Source organism: Kribbella sp. NPDC048915, from assembly GCF_040649595.1.
In the GTDB taxonomy this organism is placed as follows: domain Bacteria; phylum Actinomycetota; class Actinomycetes; order Propionibacteriales; family Kribbellaceae; genus Kribbella.
The window spans coordinates 47,763-62,355 of sequence record NZ_JBEZFT010000005.1 but is presented as its reverse complement, the minus strand read 5'-3'; the positions used below and the strand labels follow the sequence as shown (position 1 = coordinate 62,355).

The 14,593-nt window shown below is 68.3% G+C and carries 17 protein-coding genes and 1 tRNA gene; 14 read left to right on the top strand and 4 right to left on the bottom strand.

What is annotated here, in order from left to right; genetic code table 11:
• Positions 1 to 3 precede the first annotated feature (3 nt).
• Entirely contained in the window at positions 4 to 1,455 is a 1,452-nt protein-coding gene (gene glmU, locus AB0B82_RS04515) for a bifunctional UDP-N-acetylglucosamine diphosphorylase/glucosamine-1-phosphate N-acetyltransferase GlmU (RefSeq protein ID WP_360162421.1), read from the bottom strand.
• Positions 1,456 to 1,724: 269 nt separating this feature from the next.
• On the opposite strand from glmU, the gene AB0B82_RS04510 reads away from it, so the two are divergent.
• Complete coding sequence (locus tag AB0B82_RS04510; RefSeq protein ID WP_360162419.1) at positions 1,725 to 2,051, top strand: VOC family protein; 327 nt, start codon at positions 1,725 to 1,727, stop codon at positions 2,049 to 2,051.
• On the opposite strand, the gene AB0B82_RS04505 is transcribed toward AB0B82_RS04510, so the two are convergent.
• Positions 2,041 to 2,964, bottom strand: a complete 924-nt coding sequence (locus AB0B82_RS04505; RefSeq protein ID WP_360162417.1) for a phosphotransferase — start codon at positions 2,962 to 2,964, stop codon at positions 2,041 to 2,043. The genes AB0B82_RS04510 and AB0B82_RS04505 overlap by 11 nt on opposite strands.
• 98 nt (positions 2,965 to 3,062) lie before the next feature.
• Here AB0B82_RS04505 and AB0B82_RS04500 point away from each other — a divergent pair, with 98 nt between their 5' ends.
• The 6 genes from AB0B82_RS04500 to AB0B82_RS04475 all read left to right on the top strand — a co-directional run bounded on the left by AB0B82_RS04500 (position 3,063) and on the right by AB0B82_RS04475 (position 7,552).
• The gene (locus AB0B82_RS04500) at positions 3,063 to 3,437 is read left to right on the top strand and encodes a YciI family protein (RefSeq protein ID WP_360162415.1); all 375 of its coding nucleotides are present in this window, start codon (positions 3,063 to 3,065) and stop codon (positions 3,435 to 3,437) included.
• Positions 3,434 to 4,636 (top strand): DUF6596 domain-containing protein, encoded by a 1,203-nt coding sequence (locus AB0B82_RS04495; RefSeq protein ID WP_360162413.1) that lies wholly within the window; start codon positions 3,434 to 3,436, stop codon positions 4,634 to 4,636. The genes AB0B82_RS04500 and AB0B82_RS04495 overlap by 4 nt, the downstream gene beginning before the upstream one ends.
• 36 nt (positions 4,637 to 4,672) lie before the next feature.
• Positions 4,673 to 5,491: an alpha/beta hydrolase gene (locus AB0B82_RS04490; protein ID WP_360162411.1), complete on the top strand. Its 819-nt coding sequence runs from the start codon at positions 4,673 to 4,675 to the stop codon at positions 5,489 to 5,491.
• 115 nt (positions 5,492 to 5,606) lie between these two features.
• A complete protein-coding gene (locus AB0B82_RS04485; protein ID WP_360162409.1) occupies positions 5,607 to 6,611 on the top strand; it encodes a pyridoxal-phosphate dependent enzyme in 1,005 nt (334 codons plus the stop codon).
• Complete coding sequence (locus AB0B82_RS04480; protein WP_360162407.1) at positions 6,611 to 7,051, top strand: NUDIX domain-containing protein; 441 nt, start codon at positions 6,611 to 6,613, stop codon at positions 7,049 to 7,051. The genes AB0B82_RS04485 and AB0B82_RS04480 overlap by 1 nt, the downstream gene beginning before the upstream one ends.
• A gap of 63 nt (positions 7,052 to 7,114) precedes the next feature.
• Positions 7,115 to 7,552, top strand: coding sequence for a GNAT family N-acetyltransferase (locus tag AB0B82_RS04475; RefSeq protein WP_360162405.1), 438 nt, complete (start codon positions 7,115 to 7,117; stop codon positions 7,550 to 7,552).
• Between the two features lie 25 nt (positions 7,553 to 7,577).
• Here the strand turns inward: AB0B82_RS04475 and AB0B82_RS04470 are convergent, their stop codons facing one another.
• Positions 7,578 to 8,558: a DUF1963 domain-containing protein gene (locus tag AB0B82_RS04470; RefSeq protein WP_360162403.1), complete on the bottom strand. Its 981-nt coding sequence runs from the start codon at positions 8,556 to 8,558 to the stop codon at positions 7,578 to 7,580.
• Between the two features lie 412 nt (positions 8,559 to 8,970).
• Between AB0B82_RS04470 and AB0B82_RS04465 the strand changes: the two genes are divergently transcribed.
• Complete coding sequence (locus AB0B82_RS04465; RefSeq protein ID WP_360162401.1) at positions 8,971 to 9,108, top strand: hypothetical protein; 138 nt, start codon at positions 8,971 to 8,973, stop codon at positions 9,106 to 9,108.
• A gap of 383 nt (positions 9,109 to 9,491) precedes the next feature.
• Complete coding sequence (locus tag AB0B82_RS04460; RefSeq protein WP_360162399.1) at positions 9,492 to 9,842, top strand: tyrosine-type recombinase/integrase; 351 nt, start codon at positions 9,492 to 9,494, stop codon at positions 9,840 to 9,842.
• Positions 9,843 to 9,897: 55 nt separating this feature from the next.
• On the opposite strand, the gene AB0B82_RS04455 is transcribed toward AB0B82_RS04460, so the two are convergent.
• A tRNA-Gln gene (locus AB0B82_RS04455) sits at positions 9,898 to 9,969 on the bottom strand.
• Between the two features lie 122 nt (positions 9,970 to 10,091).
• On the opposite strand from AB0B82_RS04455, the gene AB0B82_RS04450 reads away from it, so the two are divergent.
• The 5 genes from AB0B82_RS04450 to AB0B82_RS04430 all read left to right on the top strand — a co-directional run bounded on the left by AB0B82_RS04450 (position 10,092) and on the right by AB0B82_RS04430 (position 14,593).
• The gene (locus AB0B82_RS04450) at positions 10,092 to 11,090 is read left to right on the top strand and encodes a fatty acid desaturase (protein WP_360162397.1); all 999 of its coding nucleotides are present in this window, start codon (positions 10,092 to 10,094) and stop codon (positions 11,088 to 11,090) included.
• 59 nt (positions 11,091 to 11,149) lie between these two features.
• Complete coding sequence (locus AB0B82_RS04445; RefSeq protein ID WP_360162395.1) at positions 11,150 to 11,791, top strand: TetR/AcrR family transcriptional regulator; 642 nt, start codon at positions 11,150 to 11,152, stop codon at positions 11,789 to 11,791.
• A 76-nt stretch (positions 11,792 to 11,867) separates the two neighbouring features.
• Complete coding sequence (locus AB0B82_RS04440) at positions 11,868 to 13,046, top strand: histidine kinase (protein WP_360162393.1); 1,179 nt, start codon at positions 11,868 to 11,870, stop codon at positions 13,044 to 13,046.
• Positions 13,046 to 13,714 (top strand): response regulator transcription factor, encoded by a 669-nt coding sequence (locus tag AB0B82_RS04435; RefSeq protein ID WP_360162391.1) that lies wholly within the window; start codon positions 13,046 to 13,048, stop codon positions 13,712 to 13,714. Before AB0B82_RS04440 ends, AB0B82_RS04435 begins: the two co-directional genes overlap by 1 nt.
• A 99-nt stretch (positions 13,715 to 13,813) precedes the next feature.
• Positions 13,814 to 14,593, top strand: a complete 780-nt coding sequence (locus AB0B82_RS04430; protein ID WP_360162389.1) for an ABC transporter ATP-binding protein — start codon at positions 13,814 to 13,816, stop codon at positions 14,591 to 14,593.

Sequence of the window (14,593 nt, the reverse complement as noted above, 5' to 3'; positions counted from 1 at the left end):
TGCTCAGGACTGCTGCTCGTCCGGCTGGTCGGTCAGCGCCGCCTCGGCCGCGGCGGCGGTCTTGGTACCGGCCCGCTTCCGGGCGACCCAGCCCTTGATGTTGCGCTGCCGGCCGCGCGCGACCGCGATCTCGCCCGGGCCGACGTCCTCGGTGAGCGCCGTACCGGCCGCGAGGTAGGCGCCGTCCGCGATCGTCCGCGGGGCGACCAGCACCGAGTTGCTGCCGATGAACGAGTGCTTGCCGACGTGGGTCGGGTGCTTCGCGACACCGTCGTAGTTCGCGAAGATCGTGCCGGCGCCGATGTTGGCGCCCTCACCGATCGTGGCGTCGCCCGCATAGGTCAGGTGCGGGACCTTCGCGCCGTCGCCGATCGTGGAGTTCTTGGTCTCGACGAAGGTGCCGATCTTGCCCTTCACACCGAGCTTCGTGCCCGGCCGCAGGTACGCGAACGGGCCGACGCTCGCGTTCGGGCCGATCTCCGCGCTCGATCCGTGGGTCCGGATGATCGTCGCGCCGGCGCCGACGGTGACGTCGGTGAGCGTGGTGTCCGGGCCGATCGTGGCGCCCTCGTCGACCGTGGTGGCGCCGTGCAGCTGCGTGTTCGGCAGCAGGGTGACGTCGCGCGCGATCTGGACGGTCCCGTCGACCCAGGTGGTGTTGGGGTCGACGACGGTCACGCCGTCGCGCATCAGCTTGGTGAGGGTCCGGCGGTTGAGCTCGGCGCGCAGCGCGGCCAGCTGGACACGGTCGTTGACGCCTTCGGTCTGCATCGCGTCGTCGATGACGTGCGATGCGACCCGCTTGCCGTCGTTGCGGGCGATCGCGATCACGTCGGTCAGGTACAGCTCGCCCTGGGCGTTGTCGGTGGTGATCCGGCTCAGCCCGTCGCGCAGCGTGGCCGCGTCGAAAACGTAGATGCCCGCGTTGATCTCGTCGATCGCGCGCTGCTCCTCGGTGGCGTCCTTGTGCTCGACGATCGCCGCGATGGTGCCGTCCGGGCCCTGGACGATCCGCCCGTAGCCGGTCGGGTCGGGAACCCGCGCGGTCAGCACGGTGACCGCGTTGCCCTGCTTGTCGTGGTCGGCGACAAGGTCGTGCAGTGTCTCCGCCTCGAGCAGCGGGACGTCGCCGGACGTCACGATCACGGAGCCGTCGAAGTCGGCAGGTACGGCGGTGAGCCCGGCGCGGACCGCGTCACCGGTGCCGAGCTGCTGCTCCTGGACCGCCGTCCGGGCCTCGGGGTCGACCGCCTTCAGGTGTTCCTCGACGAGTTCGCGGCCGTTGCCGACCACGACCACGAGGTGCTCGGGACTCAGCGCCCGGGCGGCGTGCACGGCGTGCCCGACGAGACTGCGCCCGCCGATCTCGTGCAACACCTTCGGGGTCGCCGATTTCATCCGGGTTCCCAGACCGGCGGCCATGATCACGACCGCCGCGGGGCGATGGGAAGTCACGCGGTCTTCTCCTCGGGTTCCCTGCGAGTTCTCTAATCAGTATCAGCATGGGCACCCGAAACGGCGCCCGCGCAAGCCTACTTGCTCCCGGACCCCGCCTCGCACGCGGTGGCCGAGACCGATCTCACGCTGCGGTCCCTGACGCTGGGTTGCTTAGGTGACTGTCCGTAGCTGTCCGTCCAGGTATGCAGAACCCTCGGAAACGGGCCCGACACGCCGTCCGGCGGCCGGTTATGCATACCTGGGCGTCCGCCGATGACGCTGGACCCATGGCTCTACGACTCGGCGCAGTTGTCCTGAACGTCCCGCAGACCGGTCCAGCCGCCGACTTCTGGCGCGAGGCCCTCGGACTGACCCCGGCCGCCAACCCCGACTTCCTGGTGCCGCCGGCCGGCACGCCGCCGACCCGCCTGCACCTCGACGAGACCGACCGCACCCACTTCGACCTGTGGGTCGAGGGCGACTCCAGCGCCGCGGCCGAGATCGAGCGCCTGATCTCCCTCGGCGCCGAGCGGGTCGACTGGAACTATCCCCCGGACGCCGACTTCACCGTCCTGCGCGCTCCCGACGGGACGGTCTTCTGCGTCATCTCCTGAGGAGCGCCGTGACCTCGGGGTGGTCGAACAGCTTCGCCGTCAGCGGTTCATGACTGTCGCGGTCGTACGGATCGTCGTCGTGGGCGTGGGCGATGATCAAGGAGTGGGCGCAGCGGTAGAGAAGCAGGAGCTCGCGGTCATATCCGAGCCTGGCGGCGAACGCCTCGTCGTAGGCCGCCTCGACCTCGCGGACCCTGGGCGACCAGAGATCGATGACACTGGCCGCGGCCGCGGCCTCGAACATCGGGTCTCCTTTCATGGTCAGAAGGCCGAAGTCGAGCAGTGTCACCGGGCGCAGGTCGTCGTCGACGAGGATGTTTCCGGCGGTCACGTCACCGTGGACGAGCCTCGACTCCGGTTCCTCAAGATCGGTGAGTCTCTCGAGCAGCACAGCGATCTTGTCCCCGTCGACCACGGTTCTGTCGAGGCGTTCCGCACGACGCTTGACCAGGCCGACCAGGGCCTCGCTCCACTTCACGCCCTCCGGCCGGAACGGCATTGTCTCGTCCAGAACGGCCGTCCGCCGAAGGACCTCCGGCGGCTTCACCTCCGCTAACGCGGCGACCACGTCCAGCACGCAGTCCCGTCCGCGTTCCCACCCTTGTGCACCGAATATGGGCGCCACCGTGTAGAGCGGCGCGCCGGGCAGTTCCTCCTCGACCGTGACCCAGTACGGCCCGGGGCGGCGCAGCTCGTGGATCCGCGGTGTCCGGTACGGCAGTTGCCCGTCGATCACGTCGTACAGCTCAGCGAGCGTCCGCAGCTCGGCCTCGCCCGCATGGAACCAGATCTTCGCGATCCTCCCCTGGCCGACGCGATATACCGCGCCCTGCATACCGACCGCCAACTGCTCGACGTCTCGATGTCCCAGGGCTGCGAGCTGGTCGTGGAGCAGACTGTCCGTCAGCGGCATGTGGGTGACAGTAGCTGGATGTCCGGTGGGTGTCTGTCGATTTCGGGCTTTGCTGCGCGTCATCGCAGTGACAGAACCTCCTCCGAAGGGAGAGCTTGGTGGCTGACCTGACCCGCTTCCTGATCCTGCTCGCGGAGCCGGACCATTTCGCCCGCTGGGACGCGGCCGACGACGCCGAGCGCGAGCGGGCGTTCGCGGCGTACCGCGCGTTCACGGCCGCGGTCCGCGAACGCGGCCGGTATCTCGGCGGCGAGGCGCTGGTGCATCCGCGCGACGCCCGGACGTTGCGGCCGGACGGCGCGGGTCAGCGAGTGACGGAGGGCCCGTACGCCGAAACCGTTGAGCAACTGGGCGGTTTCTACCTCGTGGAGCTGCCCGATCTGGGGACTGCATTGGAGGTCGCCGCACTGCTTCCCCGCGAGTACGACATCGAGGTCCGCCAGTGCCTCGACGTCGGAGTACCTGACGAATGACGGCACTCGAGTCGGCGATGCGCGACGAGTGGGCGCGGCTGCTGTCCTTGCTCGTCGCGCAGTTCCGTCGGCTCGACCTGGCCGAGGATTCGCTCGCGGCAGCCTTCGAGTCGGCGGCGCGGACGTGGCCGGTCGACGGGGTACCGGCGAACCCGCCGGCCTGGTTGCTGACCGCGGCCCGTCGGCGCGCGCTCGACCAGCTGCGGGCCGAGGCGGTCGCGGCCAGGTCGTTGCCGCTGCTCGCCGTCGACGCCGCGGTCGTCGAGAGCGCGCGACGGGTGCTCGTCAACGCCTCCGACGACATTGGCGCTGTGGACGAGCGGCTGCGGCTCATCCTGTTGTGTGCGCACCCTTCACTCGCGCGGGAGTCTGCTGCCGCGCTGACGCTGCGGCTCGTGCTCGGCGTACCGACTGCGGACATCGCACGGTTGTTCCTTGTTCCGACGGCGACCATGGCTGCGCGGCTGACGCGGGCGCGCCGGCGGTTGGTCGGCAAGCGGTTCAACGTACCTGTGGGGGCCGCGTTGGATGCTCGGGTCGCCGACGTCGCTGATATCGCGTACCTGGCCTTTACGGCGGCGTACGCGCCAGGGTCTGGGGCAGACGTCGTACGGGCCGATGAAGCCGGTGAGGCTGTGCGGCTGGTCCAGGTGCTGCGGTCGTTGGTGCGCTACGACGATCTGGATGCGCTGCTGGCGTTGATGATGTTGCAGCATGCGCGGCGGGATGCGCGGGTGGTGGACGGGCGGTTGGTGCGGCTGTCCGAGCAGGATCGGACGCGGTGGCGGATGTCCGAGATCGCGGATGCCTTGGTGCTGTTGACACCGCTGGCCCGGCGCGCGCCGTCGACGCCGTACGTGCTCCAGGCCCTCATTGCGGCCGAGCACTCCAACCCTCAGGGCACGGACTGGGATCGTGTGTGTGAGTGGTACGCAGAGTTGGAGGCACTGACGGGTTCACCGGTCGTACGTCTCAACCGCGCGGTCGCAATCGCCGAGGCCTCGACGCCTGCGGCCGGTCTGAAGCTGCTCTCAGAGCTTGATCTGCCCGGCCACCGGCTGCACGCGGTCCGGGCCGAACTGCTGCAGCGCGCCGGGCAACTCGCTGAAGCGCGGATCGCCTACGAGGCTGCGATCGCCGCGTGCGAGAACACCGCCGAACGGGATCATCTGGTCATGCAGCTGGGCCGGACTCGTTGATCGGATTTTGTCGGTGGCGGCTGGAAGCCTTTGTTCATGGGTGAATCCTGGGTGGAGGTCGGCGGCGGGGTGACGTTGTTCGTGCGGGAGTTGGGGCAGCGGAGTCACCGGCCTTCGGTGGTGGTGATGCACGGTGGGCCGGACGTCGGGCACGGGTACTTGGTGCCTGGGTTCGAGCCGTTGGCGCTCGACCATCACGTGGTGCTGTTCGACTTCCGTGGGTGCGGGCGGAGCAGTCGCGGGTTGCCTGACGACTTGCTGCAGCCGGAGTATGTCGTCGCGGACACGTCGCGGTTGATCGATCGGCTCGGGCTGGGAGTGGTTGATCTGGTGGGGTTTTCCACCGGTGGCCGGGCTGCGATGGGATTTGTCGACAAACATCCTGATCAGGTCCGGCAGTTGGTGCTCGCATCGACGTCGGCGTACCCGGTTTCCGACGGTGCGCCGTACCTCGTTGACTGGGACGAGTACCAGCGCCGGCAGCGCGCGGAGGACGCGGCGAACGGTGCCCTGCGCAACTCGACCATCTTCGTGTGGGACCTCGCCCGCGCGCCGGAATACCTGCAGCTGTTGGAGTCGCTCGGATCAGACCTCGGCGACTGGTCCGAGGAACGTGCGGCCGCGGGCCTGATGCATCCGTGGTGCCCCCGCGATCCGGAGGAGGTCTTGTCCGGCTTCGGTAAGCCCATCCTGATCCTGCACGGCGAGAAGGACATGGGCTTCCCTGTGCAGCTTGCCCACCGCCTCCACGCAGCTGTCCCCAGCGACCTGGTGGTCATCCCCGACACCGGCCACATGTGCCACTTCGAACAACCCGAAACCTGGTCCCATCACATCCGCACCTTCTTGGACTGACCGTGATCGCGGGCAGGAGGCGTGTCACCATGTATCCCCCATCGCGTCCCCCGTCCGGCAGACTTCGTGGAGCTCGTGGTACGAGGAGCCGAGACCACCTGTGAGGAGCCCGAACGTGTCCGGTCCGCTTGACTCACCTCGCCACCTCTTGCCGCAGACGCGACTCGACCTCGGGCGGATCCACGCGGCGCGGCAGATCATCGACCCGGTGTTCCTGGACAGTCCGCTGTATCGGTGTGAAGCCCTGGAGCCGGTGCTCGGGTGTGCCGTCGACATCAAGCTGGAGACCGCGAACCCGGTGCGCAGCTTCAAGGGTCGCGGTACGGAGGTTGTCGCGACACAGCTTGCCGACGGCAACTCGCCGGCCGTGATCTGCGCGAGCGCGGGCAACCTCGGACAGGCGCTCGCGTGGTCCGGGCGCAGCCGGGATCTCGATGTCACGGTGGTCGCCTCGCGCTTCGCGACCGCGACGAAGCTCGACCGGATCCGCGCCCTTGGCGCCAAACTCGAACTCGTCGACGGCGATCACGAGCTCGCCCGGGTTCGCGCCGCCGAGATCGCCCAGTCCGACGGGATCCGCCTGCTCGAGGACAGCCTCGACCTCGAAACCTGTGAAGGCGCCGCCACCATCGGTCTCGAACTCGCCGCGGCGTCGACCGGCGCCGAGGAGCGTCCCGCCGTACTCATCGCACTCGGCGGCGGCGCGATGGCGACCGGGATCGGGTACGTGCTGAAGACGCTCGCACCACACGTCGAGGTGATCTGCGTCCAGCCGTACGGCGCGCCGGCGTTGACCCGTTCGTGGCACGAGCGGCGCGTCGTCACGACCGACACCATCGACACGATCGCGGACGGCGTCGCCGGGCGGATCCCGATCCCCGAAGTCCTCGACGACCTCCTGGTGGTCGCGGACGACGCCGTACTGGTCTCGGAAACCTCAATCGTCAAAGGCATGCAGTTGCTGCTCGAGTACGCCGGCCTGGTGACCGAGCCGTCCGCCGCGCTGGGAGTCGCCGCGATCCTGGAAGATCGAGAGCGTTTTGCCGGGCGCCACGTCACCACGATCATCTGCGGCAGCAACGTCGACCAGGACAAGTACCGCGGCTGGGTCAACCTCTGATGGCGCGGCTCGCGGTCAAACTTCTGCTGCTGGACGAGGACGACCGCATCCTTCTCATCCACGCGCAAGACCCGCAGACCCACGCCCGGTGCTGGTATCCGGTCGGCGGCGGGGTCGATCCCGGCGAGACGCTGCAGCAGGCTGCGGCGCGCGAGGCGTACGAGGAGACCGGTTTGTGTGATCTATCACCGGGGCGACATGTGTGGACGCGCGACCACACGTACGAGTTCGACGGGCGCACGCTCAACGTCCACGAGGAATGGTTCCTGCATCGCGTTGCCCACTTCACCCCGTCACCGGCCGGGTTGACCGAGTACGAATCGACCACCACGCTCGGCTTCGCCTGGTGGACCGCCGAGGCGCTCCGCACCACCAGCGAAACCGTCTACCCGCCCCAGCTCGCCGGGCTGATCTCGACGAAGGCGCGTCAGTCGCTGTAGCGGGTCTGCCGGGGTCCGTCGAAGCGATGAGTTGCCACTTGCCGGGAGGGTAGGTTTCCGGGCATGGCCGTCTCAGTTGAGGTACTCACACAGGTCACCGACGAGGTCGTGGACGCGTTCGGGCGGTTGCTGCCGCAGTTGTCGCGTTCGGCGCCGCCGATGGACGCGGATGCGCTGACCCGCCTCGTGGCGTACGAGAGCAACACGATCCTGATCGCCCGTACGGCGAACACGATCGTGGGGACGTTGACGCTGGTGGTGTTCTCGATCCCCACCGGCGTACGAGCGCGTATCGAGGACGTCGTCGTGGACGAGAGCGCCCGCGGCCAGGGCATCGGCGCCGTACTGACCGAGAAAGCCATCGCACTGGCAAAGGAAGCCGGCGCCCGCACAGTAGACCTGACCTCCCGCCCGGACCGCACCGCGGCCAACCGCCTGTACCAGCGCCTCGGCTTCCAGCTCCGCGACTCGAACGTCTACCGCTTCACCATTGAGCGGTGAGTAATGACGTGCCGATCAAGCGAGTTCACCCGCACTGCCAGGTGAACAAGGCGTCCGCCGGCTGTTGGGCGTCACGGACAAGGTAGTACAGCTGGCCGAGGTCGCCCCACATCATGTTCGCGGCGTCGTCGGATGCCACCTGCAGCAACAGCTGCCATTCGGAGGTGGCCGACTGCACGCTCGGGTCGCTCCAGTCGAACGGTTCACCGGCGAGGCCGCACCGCAGTTGTTCCACTTCCAGCTCGACCGGCGCCTGCTGCGACCAGGCATGGCCGCCGATCTGATGGGTGTCGTAGCCGGCGTCAGGCAGTTTCCACAATTCGTCGTACAGCCCATCGATCACCGGATCGGCACTCGGTCCCCTCAGCCCATGCTTGCTCCACAGGGCCTCTACCGACAGTGTCTGGTACGACGGCCAGCTCAGCGTTCGTACTGCCGCGAGAGGGACTGCCGGGAACGGGTCAAGACCACGTGGCGCCGGCGTCGCGGCATCGGCTCGAGTGCTTGCTGCCAGGTGCAGCACCCGAAAGCCAGGGCGGGTCGAGGGGTCCCAGGGTCCAACGGTGCTCTCAAACTCGTCCTTGCCATCGAAGTAGAAGAAGGCCAACCGGCCGTCCGTCGGCAGGCCGAGCTCAGGCAACATCGCGGCGACCGGTGCGCAGTCGAAACTGAGCACGTGGTCGAGCGGACCATGTCCTTCCCAGGTCGGCCAGGAACTGGCAGACAACGCAGACACCGTGGGCAATCCGCCAAGCTGCGCGACGACCGGCTCGCCGTCACGCGCGCGAACCAGCCGAAGCGCAGGCCGAAGCATCGCAACGAACTCATCCGCTACATCCGCCGGCAGATACTTTCGCGCCACCGCCGTGACGACACTGCGTCTCTCGTCAGACTCGTCCCGCATGTGAATCGACGGCGCCACCTCCCGCGCCCGCGCCTCCTCCCGCGCCACCCGCCGCGCCGCCACCTCGTCATACCCACCGCCCGGGCCCACACCGTTCACCATGCCCGCAACCTAGATCCCACGACCGACAGTTTTCTGAACCTCACCGCAGTTGTCCGATTGACGTACGTCAGAGCCGCCTGCTCGGATCGTGATCTGCCGCGCCTGGCGTTGGCAGCGGGGCGGCGCTCTTGTTGTCCTCACGACCAGATAGCCGCTCGGGTCGGACGGGGCGCCAGCAGCGCGAACGCTGTCGGTCCACACCGTTTGTTAGCAAATCCGTTAGCAAGTCAGGCCCGCCAGAGGCCGTCCGGGAGATCTGGGGACACGAGCTGCTTGAATCAGCCGCGTGTCTCGTTCGCTCCTAGTCGGCCTATACGTTGTCTGGCCGCTGGTCATCGGCGTCGTAGGTGTGACCGCTCGGGTTCGCCGCCGATTCGTCCTGCTATCGGCGGCGGGGTGGCTTGGTGCGGCAGTGATTGCCACCACGGCCCGGCCGACCGACAGGGCACTCGTCGTCGGCCTGGTGTGCGGAGTCGCCGTCTCGCTGTGCGGATGGCTGGCCACTTCGCGAGGAGTCACCCTTACCTGGGAGCAGGACAAGATCTACTGACCGGACAAGGGGCCGATTCCCACAGGCGAGAAGGTGGCGGCCGTGCTGGTGACCCTGATCGGTCTATTCGGGCTTGTAGTCGGTGTGCTCGCAGCCTGATTGCGCTGCCTGCACATGGCTCGGACCCCGCGTCTTCCCGTCTGCCGTTCAGCCCACGCGTAGCGCGATCAGGAGGCGGCAGAGGGGCAAAGGTGGAGCGCCCCGCTGGACGAACGACCTTGGCCCCTCTGGTGACTCCTGATAGGTCATGACTGGGCTGAGCGGCAGGCGGGAAGACGCACCCCGACCCCACTCCGAACAGCCGGCCAAAATCGTCCCGTCATCCCGGAGTCGTGAGGCTCCGGCTGGGTCGACCGGTACCGCCGGACACCGTCACCAACCTGATGTCCGTGCTCATTCGGCAGTACAACGAGCCTGCGATCCCGGGCACCCGGCGGACGAAGCGGCAGGAGTTGCCTCGACCGCCGAAGCCGCTTCCTCATGCTCGGCTGCACGACCTGCGACATGTTCACGCCACCCTGCTCCTGACGGCTGGTGTCCCGGTTCATGTCGTGGCGGAGCGGCTCGGGCACGCCGATCCCGCGATCACTCTCCGCGTGTACGCGCACGTCATCCGCCAGCACGCGGACGAGGTTGCTAACACCTTCGCCGCTGCCGTCGACGGCGACACCGAAGCGGCGGCCACGGACCCCGACGAGGACGACCCGGACGCCCCGGTGCCAGTGGCCTGTTAGCAAATCCGTTAGCAAAACCCCGGCTCAGAGGGTCCCGAGCCGGGGTTTTGCGCTGCTCCCCCGCCAGGTTTCGATCCTGGTCTTCGAGATTCAAAGTCTCGCGGGCTGCCGATTACCCCACGGGGGATCGTGGTTGCCGGGACAGTTTGCCATGGATGGGGTGGAGGACACGCTGAGGGGTTCCTAACCTACGGCTCCGTAGGTTACGGTGGCGTAGGTAAGGACTTCCGACGCGAGAGATGAAAAGCTATGACTCCACCCGCCGTTGCCACCCCGGATGCGCCCACCCGTGCCGTACCGGTCGACGAGGAGGTGCACACCGGAACGCTCGGCGGTGAGCAGAAGAAGATCTGGGAACAGGTCGCGCTGGCGCTGTTCATCGGCGTGCCGTTCCTGGCGGTGCTGGCTGCCGTACCGATCGCCTGGGGCGGGTTCCTCGGGTGGCGGGACGTGATTCTCGCGGTGGTGTTCTACACGGTCGCCGGCCACGGGATCTCGATCGGTTTCCACCGGCTGTTCACGCACAAGTCGTTCAAGCCGAACCGGCCGCTGAAGATCGCGCTGGCGGTCGCGGGTTCGCTGGCGATCGAGGGGCCGGTGATCCGCTGGGTCGCCGACCACCGCAAACACCACAAGTTCTCCGACCGCGACGGCGACCCGCACAGCCCGTGGAAGTACGGCAACACGCTGGGCGCGCTCACCAAGGGCTTCTTCCACGCGCACATCGGCTGGCTGTTCGACACCGAGCAGACCCCGCAGCGGCAGTACGCACCTGACCTGCTGCGGGACAAGGACATCGTCAAGCTCTCCCGGATGTTCCCGCTGTTCGTGCTGATCAGCGTGCTGGCGCCGGCGATCATCGGCGGTCTGTGGTCCTGGTCGTGGACGGGCGCGTTGACCGCGTTCTTCTGGGCCAGCCTGGTCCGGATCGCGCTGCTGCACCACGTGACCTGGTCGATCAACTCGATCTGCCACACGATCGGCGACCGGCCGTTCAAGAGCCGCGACAAGTCCGGCAACGTGTGGTGGCTGGCGATCCTGAGCCAGGGCGAGTCGTGGCACAACCTGCACCACTCGGACCCGACCTGCGCGCGGCACGGCGTGCTCAAGGGACAGCTCGACACGTCCGCCCGCTGCATCTGGTTCTTCGAGAAGCGCGGCTGGGTCTCCGACGTCCGCTGGCCGGTCAAGGAGCGCCTCGAGGCACGCCGTACGGGCAACCCGCGGCGTACGCTGAAAGCGGCCTGACCCGTAAACCACCCACCCGGCAACACCGAAGTACGGCATGATGCTGACGTGATCACGACGTGACGGAACCCAAACCGCGGCGGTCCGGCCGGATCCGGATGACCAGTGCCGAACGTCGCGAGCAGCTCATCACCATCGCCCGCGGCCTGTTCGCGCAGAAGGGGTACGAGGCGACCTCGGTGGAGGAGATCGCGGCCCGGGCCGAGGTCTCCAAGCCGGTCGTGTACGAACACTTCGGCGGCAAGGAAGGCCTGTACGCCGTTGTCGTGGACCGTGAGGTACGGGCGTTGCTCGACGGTGTGACGCAGTCGCTGACGGCCGGCCGGGCGCACGAACTGGTCGAACAGGCCGCCCTGGCACTGCTCGACTACATCGAGAACAACTCCGACGGGTTCCGGATCCTGGTCCGGGACTCACCGGTCGGGTCGTCGTCCGGCTCGTTCATCTCGATCCTGAGCGACGTCGCGACCCGGGTCGAGCACATCCTCGCGGAGAACTTCAAGCGCCGTGGCCTGGACCCGAAGAACGCCCCGATGTACGCGCAGATGCTGGTCGGCATGGTCGCGCTCACCGGCCAGTGGTGGCTGGACGCCCGCAAGCCGAAGAAGCCGGACGTCGCCGCTCACCTGGTCAACCTGGCCTGGAACGGCCTGTCCGGGCTCGAAGCCAAGCCGACGCTCTCGACCAGGCCGCACAAGTAACCCAGCCCGCGGTCGTACGGCGACATCCGTCCGGAGAATGACCCGTCGCCGCGACGCTCCCCGTACCCTGGCCACCATGACGGGGATGTTGACCGCGCGGCCGGTGCCTGCCCGGAGCAAGGCGTTCGACCTGCTGCTGGCCGGCGGTCTGTGCATGGTGTTCGGGTTCCTGTCGCTCGCCCAGGCCCAGTTCGCCGGGATCCTCGCCTTCGGCATGCTGGTGCCGCTGATCTGGCGCCGGACGCACCCGGAGCTGGTGTTCTTCGCCGTCTGCTCGGTCGCCCTGCTGCAGTGGCTGGCCGGCATCGAGCTGATGGCCGGCAACATCGGCCTGCTGGTCGCGCTGTACGCGATCTCGGTGTACGGCGACGTACGGCTGAGCCGGATCGCGCTCGGGATCGGCGGGCTCGGCGTCCTGATGGCGGTGTCCCGCTACTGGGCGAACTCGGACTGGAAGCAGCAGGTCACGATGATGGTCGCGCTCGGCGCGGTCGTCTTCGGCGTGTGGGCGTTCGGCGAGCGCCGCCGCACCCGCGGCCTGTACGTCGCTCAGCTCGAGGAGCGGGCCGCCCAACTCGAACGCGACCGCGACCGCGAGGCGAAGCTCGCCGTGAGCAACGAGCGGACCCGGATCGCCCGCGAGATCCACGACGTGGTCGCGCACGGGCTGTCGATCATGATCGTCCAGGCCGACGGCGGGCTGTACGCCGCGGACCAGTCCCCTGAGGCAGCGAAGAAGGCCCTGGCCACGATCGGCGACACAGGCCGCGCGAGCCTGAGCGAGATGCGCAAGATGCTCGGCCTGCTGAAACAGGACGAGCAACTCGAACTCGACCCGAACCAGCCGCGCCCGCAGCCGGGTGTCGACAGCCTCCCCGAGCTGATCGACAATGTCCGCGACGCCGGTCTCGCGGTCACCTACGAGGTCACCGGGGAGCCGCGGGAACTGCCCGCGCTGCTCGGACTGACGGCGTACCGGATCGTGCAGGAGGGTCTGACCAACACGCTGAAACACGCCGGGCCGGGAGCGCGGACCTCCGTGACCTTGGACTTCGGGCGCGAGATGCTGACCGTGGTGGTCACCGACGACGGCCGCGGCGCCGGCGTCGCGCCGAGCACGGACCCGGGGCACGGCCTGGTCGGGATGCGGCAACGCGCCTCGGTGTCGGGCGGTACGGTGAACGCCGGACCGAGGGCGGGCGGCGGTTACGAGGTGATCGCCAAACTGCCGTACAACCTGCCGACTGGAGAGTAATGGACGACGACGCGATCCGGGTGTTCCTTGTCGACGATCAGGAGCTCGTCCGGGCCGGGTTCACGATGCTGGTCGACTCGCAGGCGGACATGCGGGTGGTCGGCCAGGCCGGCGACGGCGGCGAGGCGGTGGAGAAGATCCAGGTCACCGCGTGCGACGTCGTCCTGATGGACGTCCGGATGCCCCGGCTGGACGGCGTCGAGGCGACCCGCCGGCTCCAGTCGTTGCCGCAGGCACCGAAGGTGATCGTGCTGACCACGTTCGACCTGGACGAGTACGCCTTCGCCGCGATCAAGGCCGGCGCGGCCGGCTTCCTGCTCAAGAACACTCCGCCCGCGGACCTGCTGAACGCGATCCGCCAGGTGCACTCCGGTGACGCCGTGGTCTCCCCGAGTACGACCAAGCGCCTGCTCGAGCACTTCGCCGGTTCGCTGCCCGACGAGCAGACCGAGCGGCCGGACCTGGCCGAGCTGACCGCCCGGGAGCGCGAGGTCCTGGTCGAAGTCGCCCGCGGCCTGTCGAACGCGGAGATCGCCAAGCTGTTCACGTTGTCCGAGGCAACGGTCAAGACGCACATCGGCCGCATCCTGGCCAAGACCGGGCTCCGCGACCGGGTTGCGCTCGTCGTCCTGGGGTACGAAACCGGCCTCGTCCGGCCCAGCAAGTAATACCCAGGTCGTACAGGGAGTCCAGTCTCCGGTCCGACGAGATCGAGGCCGCCGCTCACTACCTTCTTGACCAACGTTCCAGTTGAGTTGAGGAGTGACATGAGCTTGCAGACCGGGCAACTGCCGGCCGGGCGGTTGCCGCAGGACGAAGAACCGCGGACCGCGATCCGGGCGCACGAGCTGCGCAAGGTGTACGGGCAGGGCGACACGGCGGTCGCCGCGCTCGACGGCGTCTCGGTCGACTTCGGGGTCGGCCGGTTCACCGCGATCATGGGTCCGTCCGGCTCCGGCAAGTCGACGCTGATGCACTGCCTGGCGGGTCTCGACACCCCGACCAGCGGGCAGGTGCTGCTCGGCGAGACCGAGCTGACCCGCCTGCCGGACGCCGAGCTGACCAAGATCCGCCGGGACCGGATCGGGTTCGTGTTCCAGTCGTTCAATCTGCTGCCGATGCTGTCCGCGAACGACAACATCCTGCTCCCGCTCGAGCTCGGCAACCGCAAACCCGACCGGCAGTGGCTGGACACCCTGGTCGACGTCCTCGGCCTCCAGGACCGGCTGACGCACCGCCCGTCGGAGCTGTCCGGCGGTCAGCAGCAGCGGGTCGCGGTGGCGCGCGCCCTGGTCGGCCGACCGGAGGTCGTGTTCGCCGACGAGCCGACCGGCAACCTGGACTCCCGCTCCGGCGCCGAGGTGCTCGGCTTCCTGCGCCGCTCGGTGCGCGAGTTCGGTCAGACGGTGGTGATGGTGACCCACGATCCGCTCGCGGCGTCGTACGCGGACCGCGTCGTGATGCTTGCCGACGGCAAGCTGGCCGGCGAGCTGCAGCAGCCGACCCCGGAGAGCGTTCTCGACGCGCTGCGTCAGCTGGGGGCGTGA

Excerpts from the sequence above, each read along its gene's own strand:
- AB0B82_RS04430 (WP_360162389.1), top strand. The coding sequence starts at position 13,814 with ATGAGCTTGCAGACCGGGCAACTGCCGGCCGGGCGGTTGCCGCAGGAC.
- AB0B82_RS04460 (WP_360162399.1), top strand. The coding sequence starts at position 9,492 with ATGTCCGTGCTCATTCGGCAGTACAACGAGCCTGCGATCCCGGGCACC.
- AB0B82_RS04435 (WP_360162391.1), top strand. The coding sequence starts at position 13,046 with ATGGACGACGACGCGATCCGGGTGTTCCTTGTCGACGATCAGGAGCTC.
- AB0B82_RS04490 (WP_360162411.1), top strand. The coding sequence starts at position 4,673 with ATGGGTGAATCCTGGGTGGAGGTCGGCGGCGGGGTGACGTTGTTCGTG.
- AB0B82_RS04505 (WP_360162417.1), bottom strand. The coding sequence starts at position 2,964 with ATGCCGCTGACGGACAGTCTGCTCCACGACCAGCTCGCAGCCCTGGGA.
- AB0B82_RS04510 (WP_360162419.1), top strand. The coding sequence starts at position 1,725 with ATGGCTCTACGACTCGGCGCAGTTGTCCTGAACGTCCCGCAGACCGGT.
- AB0B82_RS04475 (WP_360162405.1), top strand. The coding sequence starts at position 7,115 with ATGGCCGTCTCAGTTGAGGTACTCACACAGGTCACCGACGAGGTCGTG.
- AB0B82_RS04470 (WP_360162403.1), bottom strand. The coding sequence starts at position 8,558 with ATGGTGAACGGTGTGGGCCCGGGCGGTGGGTATGACGAGGTGGCGGCG.
- AB0B82_RS04440 (WP_360162393.1), top strand. The coding sequence starts at position 11,868 with ATGACGGGGATGTTGACCGCGCGGCCGGTGCCTGCCCGGAGCAAGGCG.
- AB0B82_RS04450 (WP_360162397.1), top strand. The coding sequence starts at position 10,092 with ATGACTCCACCCGCCGTTGCCACCCCGGATGCGCCCACCCGTGCCGTA.
- AB0B82_RS04495 (WP_360162413.1), top strand. The coding sequence starts at position 3,434 with ATGACGGCACTCGAGTCGGCGATGCGCGACGAGTGGGCGCGGCTGCTG.
- AB0B82_RS04480 (WP_360162407.1), top strand. The coding sequence starts at position 6,611 with ATGGCGCGGCTCGCGGTCAAACTTCTGCTGCTGGACGAGGACGACCGC.